The sequence below is a fragment of the Streptosporangium sp. LJ11 genome, assembly GCF_051918945.1.
Taxonomy (GTDB): Bacteria; Actinomycetota; Actinomycetes; order Streptosporangiales; family Streptosporangiaceae; genus Streptosporangium.
In genome coordinates this window covers 205,947-222,441 of the sequence record NZ_JBPXMB010000007.1, presented here as the reverse complement: position 1 = coordinate 222,441, position 16,495 = coordinate 205,947, and the positions used below count along the sequence as shown (strand labels likewise).

8 protein-coding genes and 1 pseudogene are annotated in these 16,495 nt (G+C 70.7%); 7 read left to right on the top strand and 2 right to left on the bottom strand.

Going from position 1 to position 16,495, the window contains the following annotated elements:
* Positions 1-5: 5 nt before the first annotated feature.
* The 3 genes and pseudogenes from ACTOQ3_RS13045 to ACTOQ3_RS13035 all read left to right on the top strand — a co-directional run bounded on the left by ACTOQ3_RS13045 (position 6) and on the right by ACTOQ3_RS13035 (position 1,708).
* Positions 6-212, top strand: coding sequence for a hypothetical protein (locus ACTOQ3_RS13045; protein ID WP_440083647.1), 207 nt, complete (start codon positions 6-8; stop codon positions 210-212).
* A 130-nt stretch (positions 213-342) separates the two neighbouring features.
* Positions 343-849 (top strand): annotated as a pseudogene (locus ACTOQ3_RS13040) (AfsR/SARP family transcriptional regulator); the annotation flags it as partial.
* Between the two features lie 250 nt (positions 850-1,099).
* The gene (locus tag ACTOQ3_RS13035; RefSeq protein ID WP_440083646.1) at positions 1,100-1,708 is read left to right on the top strand and encodes a hypothetical protein; all 609 of its coding nucleotides are present in this window, start codon (positions 1,100-1,102) and stop codon (positions 1,706-1,708) included.
* 58 nt (positions 1,709-1,766) lie between these two features.
* Here the strand turns inward: ACTOQ3_RS13035 and ACTOQ3_RS13030 are convergent, their stop codons facing one another.
* Both ACTOQ3_RS13030 and ACTOQ3_RS13025 read right to left on the bottom strand, forming a co-directional pair.
* On the bottom strand, positions 1,767-3,647 hold the full coding sequence (locus ACTOQ3_RS13030) for a BTAD domain-containing putative transcriptional regulator (protein ID WP_440083645.1): 1,881 nt from the start codon (positions 3,645-3,647) through the stop codon (positions 1,767-1,769).
* A 219-nt stretch (positions 3,648-3,866) separates the two neighbouring features.
* Positions 3,867-5,288: an acyl-CoA carboxylase subunit beta gene (locus ACTOQ3_RS13025; RefSeq protein ID WP_440083644.1), complete on the bottom strand. Its 1,422-nt coding sequence runs from the start codon at positions 5,286-5,288 to the stop codon at positions 3,867-3,869.
* 446 nt (positions 5,289-5,734) lie between these two features.
* On the opposite strand from ACTOQ3_RS13025, the gene ACTOQ3_RS13020 reads away from it, so the two are divergent.
* The 4 genes from ACTOQ3_RS13020 to ACTOQ3_RS13005 all read left to right on the top strand — a co-directional run bounded on the left by ACTOQ3_RS13020 (position 5,735) and on the right by ACTOQ3_RS13005 (position 16,462).
* Complete coding sequence (locus ACTOQ3_RS13020) at positions 5,735-7,009, top strand: NAD(P)/FAD-dependent oxidoreductase (RefSeq protein ID WP_440083643.1); 1,275 nt, start codon at positions 5,735-5,737, stop codon at positions 7,007-7,009.
* 95 nt (positions 7,010-7,104) lie between these two features.
* Positions 7,105-8,367 (top strand): cation:proton antiporter domain-containing protein, encoded by a 1,263-nt coding sequence (locus tag ACTOQ3_RS13015; RefSeq protein ID WP_440083642.1) that lies wholly within the window; start codon positions 7,105-7,107, stop codon positions 8,365-8,367.
* Between the two features lie 84 nt (positions 8,368-8,451).
* A complete protein-coding gene (locus ACTOQ3_RS13010; protein WP_440083641.1) occupies positions 8,452-10,119 on the top strand; it encodes an NAD(P)/FAD-dependent oxidoreductase in 1,668 nt (555 codons plus the stop codon).
* A gap of 121 nt (positions 10,120-10,240) precedes the next feature.
* Positions 10,241-16,462, top strand: a complete 6,222-nt coding sequence (locus tag ACTOQ3_RS13005; RefSeq protein ID WP_440083640.1) for an SDR family NAD(P)-dependent oxidoreductase — start codon at positions 10,241-10,243, stop codon at positions 16,460-16,462.
* Positions 16,463-16,495: the final 33 nt, after the last annotated feature.

Sequence of the window (16,495 nt, the reverse complement as noted above, 5' to 3'; positions counted from 1 at the left end):
TCGGAATGTCCCTGCTCCTGGGCAGCCTGTTCATGACCCGTGCGCGCACCAACCGCTGGTGGACCGTGACGCTGGAGCTGCTCGTCGCCGTACACGGCACCCTCGTGGCGGCGAGGAAGGCGCCGTCCGCCTCCCCCTTCGGTTCCGGCCGCGTCGTTCGGCGTGAACACGGACGTCCGGTCGCCGAAAAGCCCCGACAATCCCGCAAGTGAGACCGTACTCCAGGGCGCTTGCACCATAAAGACTGGACATACCAGGACAAATGCTGTCGGAATGGGGTTTTTCGCGAATAAATGATTCACCCTGCGTAAGGGGCGGTCGAACACTTCCCGATGGTGGCGCATGGACACTGCTCTGTCGTTTCGAGTTCTCGGTCCGCTTGAAGTCCTGGTAAGTGAGCAACGGGTCTCGATCGGCGGGTCACGCCAGCGCATCATTGTCGCCACGCTCATCCTGCGCGCGGGCCGGGTCGTCCCCGTCGACCTGCTCGCCGAGCGCCTCGCCTCCCAGGCGCGGTTCGCGGAGAGCGCGGGCGACCTCGCCGGAGCCGCCCGGCTGTTCGCCGAGGCGTGCGGCCTGTGGCGCGGCCCGGTCCTGGCGGGCATCGAGAGCGTGTTCGTCGAGTCGGAGGCGCGAAGGCTGGACGACCGCCGGCTGACGCTCACCGAGGAGCGCGTCCAGCTGGAGCTGGCCCTGGGCAGGCACCGGGAACTCATCGACGACCTCGCCGTCTTCGTCGACGCCAACCCGCTGCGCGAGCGGCTGCGCGCCCAGCTGATGCTGGCCAGGTACCGGTGCGGGCGCCGGGCGGAGGCGCTCGACACGTACCGGATCGGGCGGATGCAGCTGGTCGAGGAGCTCGGCATCGAACCGGGCACCGAGCTGCAGGCCCTGCACGACGCCGTCCTCCGCGACGACCTGGAGCTGACCCCGGCGCCCGCGCCGGCCGCCCGCCCGGACGCCCGCGCCCGCCCCCGAGGCCGCCGCGGAACCGGAACCCGTCACAGCTCCCGCTCCCGCTCCCGCCGAGCCCACGGCGGTCCAGACGGCCCAGGTCGAGCACCGGGTCGCCTCCCGCTTCCCCGACGGCCGGCTCTTCGTGAACCTGCGCGGCTACGACCTCGACGCCCGGCCGCTGACGCCCGGCGCGGTCATGGACCGCTTCCTGCGGGCCTTCGGCATCGGCGGCGAGCGCATCCCCGAGGACCTGGACGAGCGCGCGGGCCTGCTGCGCACCGTCATCGGCAAGCGCCAGGTGCTGCTGGTGCTGGACAACGCCCGCGTCATCGACCAGGTCAGGCCGCTGCTGCCCGGCTCGGGCACCTGCTGCGTGATCGTGACCAGCCGGGACCCGCTGGGAGACCTCGCCCCCAGGGAGGGGGCCAGCGTGATCCATCTGGAGGTGCTGGGCCGCGACGGCGCCGACCAGATCCGCTACCGCTTCCACGACCTGGTCAGGTTGTACGCCAGGGAGTGCGCCCACGCCGAGGAGGCGGCCGGGGACCGCGTCGCCGCGATCACCCGCGCCCCGAGCTGCTGGCTCGCGCTGGCCGAGGAGGCCCACCAGCGGGAGTACGGCGGCGCCTTCACCCAGCTGCACGGCTCGGTGCCCCGCTGGCGGCCCGCCGACTCGGTTGAGGACGACATCGAGGTCATCCGATGTGACCGCCTCGGCGGGCTGATTCACGAGTACGTGCGGGCCGCATAGGTGGCCGAGTTCTTGGCACCCACACGTCTCGCTCAGACGCTGTGACGGCGTGACGTCCTCAGCCGGTCGCGGCCGGATGGCTCCGCCACGCCGATGCCGCCGCCCGGGGATCCTCCCGCGCGCATTCGGCGGCGTACACGCCGATGAGCGCCGGGAAGCGGTAGCGGTTCCGGCCGACCGGTTCCAGCAGGTGGTTGGCGGTGAGGACGTCGAGAAGCTGCTTGGCGTGCACCCAGGTGACGCTTGCCAGCACCGCCGTTTCCGAGACCGTGATCACGGGCTTGTGAGTCCGGCCGAGCAGCCGGAACATGCGCGCCGCCTGGGGCGACAGCTCCAGATACGAGGCGGCGAACACGGACCGCAGGCTGGCGGTGGCGTCCCCGGCGATGGTCAGCCGGTCCAGCCGGCCCTGCTCGGCGGCATACCGGTCGGCCATGTCCGCGAGCGTCATCATCGGGTCGGCGGCGAACTGCTGCGCGACGATCCGCAACGCCAGCGGCACGTGACCGCAGAGTCCGGCGAGGCGCTGGGCGTCCGCGGTCTGTGCCGCCACCCGTTTCGGCCCGGCGAGATAGCTCAGCAGATCCAGCGATTCGTGGGGAGCCAGCGGAGCGAGGCAGATGCGGTGGGCTCCGTCCCGGGCGACCAGACCGATCTGCTGGCGCCTGCTCGTCACGAGCACGCAGGTCGGGCCGTTGGGGATCAGTGGTCGCACCTGCTCGGCGTCGGACGCGTTGTCGAGCACGGTCAGCATCCGGCGGTTGTGCAGGAGGCTGCGGTACAACGCCGTCCGGTCCTCCAGAGTCGCGGGCAGCCGCCGTTCCTCCACGCCGAGCCCACGCAACAGGGAGGCCAGCGCCGCCGATGCGCTCAGCGGGTCGCGGTCCGGGTCGAACGCGCACAGGTCGATGAAGAGCTGACCGTCCGGATAGAGGTCGGAGAGGCGGTGCGCGATGTGTACGGCGAGTGCCGTCTTGCCCACCCCCGCCGTCCCGTCGATCACGACCAGCTTGGTGCTCGCGTCCTTGGACTCGCGGTGGGGCATGAGCACGTCCCGCAACAGCGCCTGCTCCTGGTCGCGGCCTACGAAGCCGCGGACGTTCGGCGGCAGCTGCGCTGGCCGCGGCAGCGCCGGGTCGGGGGTGTCCTGCGAGTCCAGCACGGTCAGGGGGAGGTTCGGCGCCGTCTCCGCGGCGCCACGGGCGATCAGGTCGGGGCAGCCGGACAGGATCCGCTGGTGCAGTCGCTGCAGGTCGAGCCCCGGTTCGATGCCGAGCTCCTCGCTGAGCAGCCGTCGCGTCTTGTGGTACACCGCGAGGGCCTGCGCTTGGCGGCCGCACCGATACAGGGCCAGCATCAGCAGCCACCGGAGCCGCTCTCGCAGCGGCTCCTTGACGACCAGGTCCGACAGTGCGCCGGTGACCTCCGTGTGTCGTCCGGCGGCCAGCATCGCGGCGGCCCAGTCCTCCGCAACCGTCAGTCGCGTCTCCGCGAGGTACGTGCGTTCCATCTCCGCGAACGGACCGGGGACGTCGGCGTAAGCGTCACCACGCCACAGGTCGAGCGCCGCGTCGAACGCCTCCAGCGCCGCGTCCGGCCGCCCTTCGGTGTTCAACCGCCGCGCCCGCGCGTGCAGCCGCAGGAACCGCTCGACGTCGATGTCCTCCTGGTCCATGCGCAGGCTGTAGCCGCTGCCTGCGGAGACGATGAGAGCGCCGGACTCCCGCCTGCTTCGCTCCGGCTCAAGGGTCCTGCGCAATCCGGCGATATAGGTGTGCACACAGTTGGCCGCCGACTTCGGGACATCCTCGCCCCACAAAGCATCGATTATCTCGTCCGGCCGTACGACGTCGTTCACCTGGCGTCCGAGCAGAGCGAGGACGGCACGCTGTTTCGGCGCCCGGATCGTCACTTCCCGCCCGCTCTGCCAAACTCTCATCAGACCCAGCAGGTCAAGTCGCATCGGTTCAAGCGCAGCTGACAATGTCGGACGCCTCCTTTCGCCTGCGTTCATGGGTCGCCGAATCCGCGCGGCATTGTTATTCGTTATTCAGCCGTCAAGCCGTCGCCGATCTTTTCTGGATATAACCCAGAATGCAACGCTCGGGACGAAGCGGTCATCGCCCAGATTGCCCTCAGTCCGGTGGCCTTCGCGAAATCACAGTGGGATGTTGCCGTGCCGCCCGCGCGTGCCGGCCTGATGCGTCGCGAACACCTCAAGCAGCCGGACGCGGGTCGCGGCCGGGTCGATGACCTCGTCGATCACGCCGAGGTCCAGCCCGTGGACGAGGTCGCGGTTCGCCCGCCGATGTTCCTGGGTCAGGCGGGCGCGTATCGGTTCGCGTTCAAGCTCCGGGACGGCTTCGATCTCCTTGCGGTGCAGGATGCGCACCGCGGACTCCGCGCCCATGACGCCGACCTCGACGTCCGGCCAGGCGAAGACCGCCGTGGCCCCCAGGGAACGCGAATTCATCGCGATGTAGGCCCCGCCGTAGGACTTGCGCGTGATCAGGGTCACGCGCGACACCCGAGCCTCCGCGAACGCGTACAGCAACTTCGCGCCGCGCCGTACGACGCCGCTCCACTCCTGCTCGACGCCCGGGAGGTATCCGGGGACGTCGACGAGGACGATCAGCGGGATCCCCGCGCTGTCGCACATCCGGACGAACCGGGCCGACTTCTCCGCACTCAGCGAATCCAGACAGCCCCCTTTACGCAGGGGATTGTTGGCGATGATCCCGACCGAGCCTCCGCCCAGCCTGCCGAGACCGATGACGATGTTGGGCGCCCACTTCGGCTGCAGTTCGAGGAAGTCGCCGCCATCGACGATCTCACGCACGAGCGGACGCACGTCGTAGGCCCGTCGCGGCGACTCGGGCAGCAACGCTCGCAGGTCCTTGGGCGCCTCCGTCGCGCCCGTCTCGAACGACCCGGGGCAGCCCAGGAATCCGGCAAGCCGGCGCGCCGTGTCGTACGCGTCGTCCTCCGACTCGGCTGTCACGTGGGCGACCCCCGATTTGCGGCCATGCGCCTCGGCGCCGCCCAGGCTCGTCATGTCGATCTTCTCGCTGGTGACGCCGGCGATCACCTCCGGTCCGGTGACGAAGATCCGGCCGGTCGGCGCCATGATCACGAGGTCGGTCAGCGCCGGTCCGTACGCCGCGCCTCCCGCGGCCGGGCCGAGCACGACGGAGATCTGAGGCACGATTCCGGAGGCCCGGACCATCGCGGAGAAGATCCGGCCTATCCCGTGCATCGACTGGATGCCGTCACCGATCTTCGCTCCGCCGGAGTGCCACAGGCCGATGACCGGGCACCCCTCGCTCGCCGCCAGGTCGATGGCCTCGGCGATCCGCAGGGACTCCGCCAGGCCCAGTGCGCCGCCCCGCCGCCTGGCGTCGGTGCAGAAGGCGATGACCTTCACCCCGTCGACCTGGCCGCGTACGGTGGTCGTCGCGATCTCGTCCGTCTGGTGCAACATCACCGGGGACCCGGGATCCAGCAGGCGCGCGAGCCGATGAAGCGGGGCCCGGGGATCGTCGTCCTGGCCCAAAGGCCCGGATGTGATGGAGGATTTCATCACTTGTTCTCCTTGTGGCCTTTTGCCGGGCCGTTGTTTCGGTGAGGCATTCAGTGGCTTATGGCCCCGCGAATACTTGGTGGACCCCGAGGAGACCCGCCTCTTCGCGCGAGCGATTCTCGATATCGGCGGTCCTGGTCGGATGTAAGGCTCGAACGCCGACCGGATCGCCGCCGTTCCCGCGCCGGCGGTGCATGGGGTGTCGCTGCTCAACGAGATTCGCAAATGGCCAGGGGAACGTCTTCTCCGAAATTGCCGCCGACGCAGGAGGTGTCCTGGTCCGGCTATGAATCATCAATTCGGCGCGCCTGATTCGTGGCACAACCGATCGCCCTGACGGCCTGTTTCAGTCGGCCTACAGATGGCCTTCAGACGCCCCGGCGCAGACTGAGTCCGACGTACGGCCCAAACGTGCGCGACCGGATCGGAAAAAGGGAAGGTCACGGATGTCGTCCACTCTCTTCGGGGTTCCTGACGATTTCGACGTCGTCGTCATCGGCGGCGGGCCCGCCGGCGCGACCGCCGCGGGTCTGCTCGCTCAGCGAGGTCGCCGCGTGCTGGTGCTCGAGAAGGAGCGCCACCCGCGCTACCACATCGGCGAGTCACTCATTCCCGCGGTCATGCGGCCCATGGAGGAGCTCGGGCTGACCGAGCTCATGGACGCCCGCGGCTTCGAGCGCAAGTACGGCGGCAGCCTCGTCTGGGGCAACCAGCAGATCCCCTGGAACTTCTCGTTCATCAAGGGCGGCAAGTTCACTCACGCGTATCACACCCGGCGGGCCGACCTGGACGCCCTCATCCTGAATCGGGCGCGTGAGCTTGGCGCGTTCGTGATCGAGGAGGCGACCGTCAAGGACACCGTCGAGAACGAGGACGGCCGTGTCATCGGGGTCCGCTACCAGATCCGTGGCATGGACGAGGTGCGCGAGGCCCGCAGTTCGCTGGTCGTCGACGCGTCGGGGCAGGCGCGTCTCCTGAGCCGCAAGTACGCCGACGTCACGTGGCACGACGAACTGCGGAACGTCGCCGTCTGGACCTACTTCGACAACTGCCACCGGCTCCCGGGCGACGAGTGGACGAACATTCTCATCGAAGGTCTCGAAGAGGGCTGGTTCTGGGCCATTCCCATCGAGAAGGGCAACATGAGCGTCGGCTACGTGACGCGCTCGGAGACGGCGGGCGCGACCGACATGTCGCTCCAGGAGCTCTTCAACGCCGAGCGGGAGCGCACCACCCGCCTCAAGGAACTGCTCAAGGACGCCCACCAGGCGAGCGGTTTCCGTACGGCGCGTGACTGGTCCTACACCGGTCACAAGTTCTACGGCAACGGCTGGGTGCTGGTCGGTGACTCGGCCGCGTTCGTCGACCCGCTGTTCTCCACCGGCGTGGCCCTGGCGACGCTCGCCGCGAGCGTGCTGTCGAAGATCATCGACAAGATCCTCGACAACCCGGGGATCGAGCAGGTGGCCCTGCAGCGCTACGCGGACGCGTACAGGTCCTTCTTCGACGAGATCCGCGTGTTCGTCGAGCGGTTCTACGACCGGACCCGGCACAAGGAGTTCTACTACAGCCTCGCGCAGGAACTCGTCGACCCGGAGAAGAAGAACGAACCGTCGAAGGACTTCGTGACGCTGATCTCCGGGCTCAGCGGCCAGCACGCGCTCTTCAACATCGATCTTGAAGACATCCAGCTTGATTCGCTGACCACCGCGGTCTCCTGACCCCTCCGGGCGGTGGACACGGCGCCGCCACCCGGATCACCCCTCGTCCGCGGCCCGACTAGCGAGCGGAGCTCTCCGAATTGACGAGCCATGAGGTGCAACTGCTGCTCTTGGGTCTCGCGCTGATCCTGATATTGGCACGCGCTCTCGGAGCGCTCGCCGCCCGGCTCGGGCAACCACCCGTGATCGGTGAGATCATCGCGGGCATTCTGCTCGGCCCCACGATCATGCACGGCGCGATCGCCGACGTGTTGTTTCCCGAGGCGCTGACCGGGCCCTTGACGGCCTTGGCCAACATCGGCGTCGCCCTGTTCATGTTCCTCGTGGGCATGGAGATCGAGTTTCACACGATCAGCGGCCGGACAAGGGTCGTGGCCGGCGCGGCCCTGGGCTCCGTCCTCGTTCCGTTCGCACTCGGGGTGGGGCTGGCGGCGTCCCTGCTGGGCGACCACGCGCAGGGCCCAGGGAGCGCGTTCGTGGTGTTCTTCGGGCTGGCGGTCTCCGTGACCGCCTTCCCCGTGCTCGCCCGGATCCTGGCCGACCGCTCTCTCATCAGGACGAGTCTCGGCGGAATCGCCCTGGCCACAGCCGCGGTGGTCGATGTGGTGGCATGGATCGCGCTCGCGATCCTCGTGGCCGGCGTGAGCGACCAGGGCGGCGCCTGGCACGTCGTGCTCATCGTCCTCGTCGGGGCGGTGATGATGCTGGTGGTCCGGCCGCTGCTGCGCCGCCTGCTGACGCCCCGCGGAATCGGCGCGCCGCTGACGGGATGGACATTCGCGCTGGTGCTGGCCGGCGCTCTGGCGTCCGGGGCCGTCACCGAGGCGATCGGAATTCACGCGATCTTTGGTGCCTTCCTCTTCGGGCTCGCGATGCCGCGCCAGGGGGCCACCGCGGTGCGGGTCGACGTGCAGGATCGCGTCGGTCAGCTCACGTCGCTGCTGCTGCCCGTCTATTTCGTGACGGCCGGGTTGAAGGTCGACTTGGGCCGCCTCGATCTGGCCGACCTCGGGCAGTTCGGCGTCATCCTGCTGGTGGCGGTGCTCGGCAAGTTCGGCGGAACGTACGCCGGGGCGCGTCTTCAGCGACTGCCCGCCCGACCGGCCATCGCGCTCGCCACGCTGATGAACACCCGAGGACTGACCGAACTCATCATTCTCGGCGTCGGCCTGCAGATCGGCCTGCTCGACAACTCTCTCTACTCCCTGATGGTGGCCATGGCGGTGATCACGACGGTGATGACCGGCCCGCTGCTGTCGCTCATCTACCGCAAGCCGGTCGAGACGCCGGCGCCCGGGGGCACGGAGGGCTCGGGATCCGCGACCCGGACCTCGACCCGGTCCCCGGCGGAGCCATAGCAGGACCGCCATCGTGAACGCGCCCCGGCGCGCACGGCGAACTTCGCAGACCAGCGAGACCTTCCACAAAACCAGGAATGAGAGGTGAGGGAGTTGCAGCGAGACACCACCTCACAAACGCGTGCCGACCACTACGACGTCGCGATCCTCGGCAGCGGCATGGCCGGCGGGATGCTCGGCGCCGTGCTCGCCAGGAACGGCGTCAAGGTTCTGCTCCTTGACGCGGGCACGCACCCGCGGTTCGCCGTGGGCGAGTCGACGATCCCGTACACCTCGGGCATGACGCGGCTCATCTCGGAGCGGTACGGAGTCCCGGAACTCAAGGCGCTGTCCAGCTTCAAGGGAATCCAGGAGCACGTCTCCCGCAACTGCGGCCGCAAACAGAACTTCGGCTTCGTCTACCACGAGGAGGGCAGGCCGCAGGATCCCGGACAGATCAACCAGCTGGTCGTCCCCTCGCTGCTGCGTACCGAGAGCCACCTGTTCCGGCAGGACGTCGACGCCTACCTCTTCCATGTCGCGGTGAAGCACGGCGCGCACCCCCGGCTGAACACGCGCATCGCCGACGTCGAGATCGACCCCGAGACCGGCGCGGTGCTGCGCACGGACCGCGGCGAGGAGTTCAGGGCGAGCTACGTCATCGACGGCAGCGGCTTCCGCTCGCCGCTGGCGGAGAAGTTCGAGCTCAGGGAGACCCCGACACGTGCCCGTACGAACTCGCGCTGCCTGTTCACCCACATGGTCGGCGTCACCCCGTTCGACGACGCGCCCGCCGCCCGGCACCACGACCAGCCGAACCCGTGGCACAACGGAACCCTCCACCACGTGTTCAAGGGCGGCTGGCTCTGGGTGATCCCGTTCGACAACCACCCGGGCGCGATGAATCCGCTGTGCAGCGTGGGGCTGACCCTCGACCCGCGGATCTACCCCAAGGGCGACATGTCGCCCCAGCAGGAATTCGACGCCTTCCTGGAGCGCTTCCCGGAGATCGCGTACCAGTTCAGGGACGCGAAGTCGGTGCGGTCGTGGGTGTCCACGGGCCGGCTGCAGTACTCGGCCAAGCAGGTCGTCGGCGAGCGGTTCTGCCTCACCTCGCACGCTGCCGGGTTCATCGACGCCCTCTACTCTCGTGGTCTCACGAACACGATGGAACTCGTCAACGCCCTGGGCTGGCGGCTCATCGCGGCTTCGCGCGATGGCGACTGGTCCTATGAGCGCTTCGCCTATCTGGAGGGACTGCAGCAGGGGCTGTTCGACTTCCACGACGACCTGGTCTACAGCTCCTTCGTCGGCTTCGATGACTACGAGCTCTGGAACGCCGTCTGCCGCACCTGGATGCTCGGCACCATGCTCGGCAACGTCATGCTCGAGGACGCCTACTACCGCTACATCAAGGGGGGAGGCGAAAGCGTCTTCCTCGACCTTGAGCAGAGCGTTCGGCCTGGGTCGCCGTTCCCGGTCAGCGACGGGTTCAACGAGCTCGGCGTCGTCACCCGCGACCTGTGCCGTGAGGTCGAGGGCGGCTCGGTCGCGCCCGAGGCGGCGGCCCGTCAGATTCTCACGCGCATCAAGGACGCGGACTTCATCTCGCCGGCCTTCCGCCTGGGGGAACGCGACACCCGGTGCTTCAACATGACGCCGATGAAGATGGCCAAGAACGCCATATGGTGCCGCCGTGAGGCGCCGCCGCAGATCGGCCCGCGGATGATCCGGGCGAGCAAGGGCCTCGTGCGGATGCGGGTCAAGGAGTAGACGCCGCGCCCGTCACCGCCGCGACAGGAAGACCCGCCCTCCGCGGGATACGGGGTCGTGGTGTGCCGGCATGACCGCACACCGGACCCTTGTGGCCATCAGCGAGACGCAAAGGCAGCGAATGGACGCGAACGCAGCACAGGACCCCGCGGACCTGATCGCCGTTGTCGGCATGGCGGGGCGGTTTCCCGGCGCGCCGGACACCGAGAGCCTGTGGCGGCTCTTGGCGGACCGCGGCGACGCGATCAGGCCGGTCCCGGCGGACCGCTGGGACACCTCGGTTCAGCTCGACCCCGAACGGCAGATCCAGGCGGTCGGCGGGTTCATCGACGGGGTGGACCTGTTCGACGCCGACTTCTTCGGCGTCTCTCCGCGTGAGGCAGAGGCCATCGACCCACAGCAGCGGCTGCTGCTCGAGGTGAGCTGGCTCGCGCTGGAGGACGCCGGGCAGCGTGCGGCCGACCTCGCCGGCACCCGCACGGGCGTCTACATCGGCGCGTCCTGGCACGACTACGAGATCCTCCGCCGCGAACGCGGCGCCCGGGCCACCCCCCACAGCCTGGTCGGCAACGCCCTCGACGTGATCGCGGCGCGGCTCTCGTACTTCTTCGGGGTGCGCGGGCCCAGCCTCACCGTCGAGACCGGATGCTCGTCCTCGCTGGTGGCGTTGCACCTCGCCGCGCAGGCACTGCGGCAGGGCGAGATCGAGTCGGCGATCGTGGGCGGTTCCAACCTCATACTGGACCCGCACGTGACCGTCGGGCTGACCCATTTCGGCGGATTGTCGCCCGACGGCCGCTCGAAGTCGTTCGCCGCGTCCGCGAACGGGTTCGTGCGCGGTGAGGGCGTCGCGGTGCTGTACGTGAAGACGCTGGAGCGCGCGTTGCGCGACGGCGATCGGATCCACGGCGTCATCGTCCGTACGGTCGTCAACAACGACGGCGGCGGGGACAGCCTCGTCACGCCGAGCCGCGAGGGTCAGGAGGACCTGCTGCGCCGAGCGTACGGCGACGGCGCCGTTCCCCTGGACGCGCTGGCCTATGTGGAGGCGCACGCCACCGGCACCGGACGCGGTGACCCGGTCGAGACGACCGCGATCGGCAACGTCCTCGGCAGGGGGCGTGCCGCGGGCCCGCTGCCCATCGGCTCGGTCAAGACCAACATCGGTCACCTGGAGGCCTGCGCCGGCCTCGCCGGACTCTTCAAGAACCTGCTCGCGCTCCGGCATCGGACGGTGCCGCCGAGCCTGCACTCGGAGGAGCTGAACCCGGAGATCCCGTTCGACGACCTCAACGTCCGGGTCGTGCGCGAGCCGCTGCGGCTGCCGAAGACCGGCCCGATCTACCTGGGGGTCAGCTCCTTCGGCTGGGGCGGCACCAACGCCCACGTCGTGATCAGGAACCCGCCGGAGGCCGCCGAGGAAGCCGGCGACGACACCCCGGACCTGGGCCTGCCCGCCTTCCTGCCGATCTCCGCCAAGCGGTCCTCCGTGCTCGCCGAGCGGGCCGCCCTGCTGCGTGACGCGCCGGCGGAGACACCGGACGCGGCCACGGCACTCGCCGGCGCCCTCGCCTGGCGTCGTGACCACTTCCCGGTACGCGCGGCGGTGCTCGCGGACGACGCGGAACGAGCCCGGGCCGCCCTCGACGCGCTGGCCTCCGGCGACGCGGAGCCGGACGCGCCGGGCCTGGTGACGGGCCGTGCCGTCGGCCGCGGCCGGGTGGCGTTCGTCTTCCCCGGTCAGGGCTCGCAGTGGGCGGGCATGGGCCGCGAGCTCTACCGTGACAGCCCGCTGTTCGCCCGGGTCGTACGGCGTTGCGCCGAGGCGCTGCGCCCGCACGTCTTGTGGGACCCGCTCGCCGTCTTCCTCGGCGAGGCCGGGGACGAGTGGACCACCCGCATCGACATGCTGCAGCCGACGCTGTGGGCGATGTCGCTGGGCCTGGCCGAGACGTGGCGCGCCGCCGGCGTCGTGCCCGACGTCGTCCTGGGCCACAGCCAGGGCGAGATCACCGCGGCCACCTTCGCCGGCATCCTCTCCTACGAGGACGGCGCCCTCATCATGGCGCGGCGCAGCGCCATCGCCCGCCGTACCTCAGGGAAGGGCCGCATGCTCGCGGTCGACCTGGACCGGGACGCCGCGCTGCGGTCACTCGAGGGCTTCGAGGGCAGCGTCTCCTTGGCCGTGCACAACGGGCCTCGCTCGTGCGTCCTGTCCGGCGACGAGGACTCCGTGCTGGTGCTGAAGGAGCTGCTGGAGGCCGAGGGCGTCTTCTGCCGTCTGGTCAACGTCGACTATGCCTCCCACAGCCCGCAGATGGACGACCTGCGGGAGGACCTGCTCGCCGCGCTCGCCCCCGCCGAGCCGGGTGCGGGCGACATCGAGCTGATGTCGACCGTCCGCAACCGCCGTCTGGACGGCACCGAGATGGACGCGGCGTACTGGGTGGAGAACCTGTGCAACCCGGTGCTGTTCGCCGACGCGATGGGCACGCTGTTCGACGAGGGCGTCAGCCACGTCATCGAGGTGAGCCCGCACCCGGTGCTGACCCCGGCCATCGAGCAACTCGCCGCGGGCCGCGCCGAGCCGCCGGTGGTCCTGCCGACGCTGCGCCGTGACGACGGCGGGCCCGGGAGCTTCGCGCTCGCGCTCGCCCGGGCGTACACGGCGGGTCTGGAACCGTTCGGCGGCCTGCCCCGGCGTCGTTTCGCCGAGGCGCCCGGGCACCCCCTGCACGGGGAGAGCCACTGGACGCCGGTCCGCCGGCCCGGCCCGGCCACCGTCACCGGCTTCGACGTGGCACTCGTCCCCGCGCCCGGTCAACCGGACACGTGGCACGGCGGCCTGGAGATCTCCGCCGACGACCTGCCGTGGCTTTCCGATCACCGGGTGTACGACGCGCCGGTCCTGCCGGCCACGGCGATGCTCGCCGTCGCGGTGAACGCGGCGCGGGCGCGCAGGGACGCCGTGCCGCGCAGGGTGGAGAACGTCGTCTTCGGCAGTGAGATCGCGGTCGGCGGCGGGCCGGTCCGGCTGACCGCCGAATGGAGTGACGACCTCGCCGACGGCGGCGGCGTCCGGATCCTGTCGCTGCCCGACGGCGGCGCCTCGTGGGTCGTGAACGCGACCGCACGGGTGTACTTCGGCGGCGGCGACGGCGGGCCCGCCCCCGAGTTTCCGGCCTGGGCCGGGGACGTGGAGGTCATCGACGGCGCCGACTTCTACCGGCGGTGCGCCGGACGCGGACTCGATTACGGACCGGCGTTCCAGCGGGTGCGGTCGCTGCACATCCTGCCGGGAGGCGCGGAGACCGCCGGTCAGGTCCGGCTCGAGCAGCGGCTCCTCCCGGGCAACCGCCCGCACGTGCTGCACCCGGCCCTGTGGGACGGCGCCCTGCAGGTGGCGCTCGCCCTGTTCGACGGGGACGAGGCGCTGGTACCGACGGCCGTGCGTGCGGTCCGGCTGCTCAGCGCACTGGACGAGCCCGTGACCGAGGTCTGGTCGCACGCGGTGCGCCGCGACGACGGCCTCGTGGACGTCCGTGTCTTCGACGAGGCACACGCACCCGTCCTCGTCATGGAAGGGCTCGCGCTGAAGCCGCTGCCCGGCGTGAGCACGACCGAGGCCGGCGCCGAGCGCCTGCACCGCGTCCGGTGGACCGACGTGACCGGGCGGGAACCCGGCGGGACGCCGGCGCCGCCGGGCCGCTGGGCCGTCTTCGGAGATCCGGCGCTCGGCACGGCCATGAAGGCCGCAGGGGCCGAGGTCGTCCTCGTCGCGGACGCGGACACGGCCGTCACCGCCGACCTGCCCCCCGCGGACGGCGTCGTGTTCGCCGCGCCTCCCGCGGGCGCCGGATTCGACGCTCAGCGCCGCGGCCTCGGCCGGCTCACGCGGCTGGTACGCGCCTGCGCCGGGCAGGGTGTGCCACCGCGCCTGGTGGTGGTCACGCCGATCGCCCAGGCGGCCACCGCCGCGGATCAGCCGGACCCCGGAGCGGCGATGTACTGGGGGTACGCCCGTGTGCTGTGCCGCGAGCATGGCGAACTGACCCCACGCGTGATCGACGTGGACCCGTCCACGCCGGGCTGGGCGGCGGCCTGCGCGGAAGAGATCCTGCGTGGTGACGGCGAGGACCAGGTGGCGCTGCGCGACGGGCGGCGGCTGGCGGCCCGGTTGACCGCGGGGGACACATCGGACGAGGCCGCCGCCGGGCTGCCGGTGGCCCGTACGAAGCCGCAGCCGTTCCGCGTCGCCGTCCTGCGCCCGGGACGGCCCGACGGCGTCGACTGCGTCCCGCTGTCCCGGCGGGCGCCCGGGCCCGGCGAGGTGGAGGTCGAGGTCACCGCCGCCGCGCTCAATCCGACCGACGTGCTCAAGGCCGTCGGCGCCTTCCCCGGCCTGTCCGGGGAGGCCGCGCTGCTCGGCGGCGAGTGCGCGGGCCGGGTGGTCGCGGCCGGGCCGGGCGTCACGATGCTCTCGCCGGGAGACCGGGTCGCCGCCTGCGTGTTCGGCGCCCTTGCCGATCATGTGACGATACGCGCCGCGCAGGCGCTGCCGGTGCCCGCCACCCTCGGCGACGCGGAGGCGGCGGGGATCCCCCTCGTCATGGCCATGGCGTGGTACTCGCTCGTCGACCACGGCCGCGTCGGCCAGGGCGACACGGTTCTGATCCACGCGGCGGCCGACACCATCGGTCTGGCGGCAGTGCACGTCGCGTTGCTCCTCGGTGCGCGGGTGATCGCCACGGCCGACAGCGAGAGCAAGCGCGCTCACCTCCATGAGCTGGGGGTCGCCGACGTCTTCGACTCACGTGACCTGTCGTGGGCCGAGGCGGTCATGGCCGCGACGGGAGGCCGCGGGGTCGACGTGGTCCTCAACGTCCTGCCCGGCGCGGCGATCTCCGCGGGGTTGGACGTCCTCGCTCCCGACGGCCGTTTCGTCGAGGCCGGCAAGCAGGACATCGCGAAGGGGCGCAGCATCAGCCTCAGCGCGTTCGCCAAGGGCATCACCGTGTCCGCCGCCGACGCCAACGGACTGGTGCGGCGCAACCCCATGCGGTTCGCCGAGATCCTGCACACCGTCTGGGAGCACGTGAGCTCCGGCCGGCTCGAACCCCTGCCGGTGCACCGTCGTCCGTTCGCGCAGGCCGGTACGGCCCTGTTCCAGATGGCGCGCAACGAGCACGTCGGCCGTTTCGTGCTCACGGAGCCGGAAGGCGTCGGCCGGGTCGCCGCGGTTCCGATGCCCGGCGGCCGGTTCAGCGCCGACGGCACCTATCTGATCACGGGAGGGCTCGGGGCGCTCGGTCTGTCCCTCGCGAGGTTCCTCGCCGCGAACGGCGCCGGTGCCGTCGCCCTCATGAGCCGCTCGGCGCCCGACGACGCCACGGCGAAGCTCGTGGCCGGCCTCCGCGAGGGCGGCACGAGAATCGAGACCGTCCAGTGCGACGTCGCCGACGTCGCCGCGCTGCGGCGGAGCCTGGAAACACTGCGGGCGGACCTGCCGCCGCTGCGCGGTGTCGTGCACGCCGCCGGCCTCCTGGACGACGCGGTGATCCAGAACATGACCGACGAGCAGATCGCGCGGGTCCTCGCGCCGAAGGCCGAGGGGGCACGGAACCTCGACGAGGCCACCGTGGACGACCCCCTGGACCTGTTCGTGCTGTTCTCCTCGGCCGCGGCGCTCGTCGGCAACGCGGGCCAGGCCGCGTACGCCGCGGGCAACGCCTACCTGGACGCGCTCGCCGAGGCCCGCCGCAGACGGGGTCTGCCCGGGCTGAGCGTGCAGTGGGGACCGTTCACGGGTATCGGCCTGGCCGCCGCGGACGAGCAGCGCGGTGCCCGCCTCGAGGAACGCGGCATGGGCGGGATCACGGTGGACGAGGCGTGGCCGGCGCTGGCGGACATGCTCGGCCGGGGCGAGCCCGTCGCCGGGTACGTGCCGCTCGACCTGCGGCGGTGGTTCGACGCCTACCCCGACACGGCGGCGCTGCCGAGCTGGGAGACGCTGCGGGCCGCCGCTGCGCGAGCCGCCGGCGCCGGCGCCTTCGGCGGGGAGTTCCGCTCCCGTCTGGGGGAGGCCGCCCCGGAGGTCAGGGCCGAGCTGATCGAGCAGAAAGTGCGGGAACTGACCGGCCGCGTACTGCGCGCGGATCCGGCCCGTCTGGAGCCTGAGACACCGTTCAAGGCACTGGGTCTTGACTCGCTCATGAGCCTGGAACTACGCAACCGCCTGGAGTCGACGTTCGGCCTGCGGCTCTCGCCGACCTTGTTGTGGACGTACTCGACCACGAAGGCGCTGGCCGGCGCGCTGTGCGATCAGCTGGACGACGCGTCCTGACGCGCAGCCGACACCGTCAATCGGACGATGAGG

Excerpts from the sequence above, each read along its gene's own strand:
- ACTOQ3_RS13045 (WP_440083647.1), top strand. The coding sequence starts at position 6 with ATGTCCCTGCTCCTGGGCAGCCTGTTCATGACCCGTGCGCGCACCAAC.
- ACTOQ3_RS13005 (WP_440083640.1), top strand. The coding sequence starts at position 10,241 with ATGGACGCGAACGCAGCACAGGACCCCGCGGACCTGATCGCCGTTGTC.
- ACTOQ3_RS13020 (WP_440083643.1), top strand. The coding sequence starts at position 5,735 with ATGTCGTCCACTCTCTTCGGGGTTCCTGACGATTTCGACGTCGTCGTC.
- ACTOQ3_RS13025 (WP_440083644.1), bottom strand. The coding sequence starts at position 5,288 with ATGAAATCCTCCATCACATCCGGGCCTTTGGGCCAGGACGACGATCCC.
- ACTOQ3_RS13030 (WP_440083645.1), bottom strand. The coding sequence starts at position 3,647 with ATGAGAGTTTGGCAGAGCGGGCGGGAAGTGACGATCCGGGCGCCGAAA.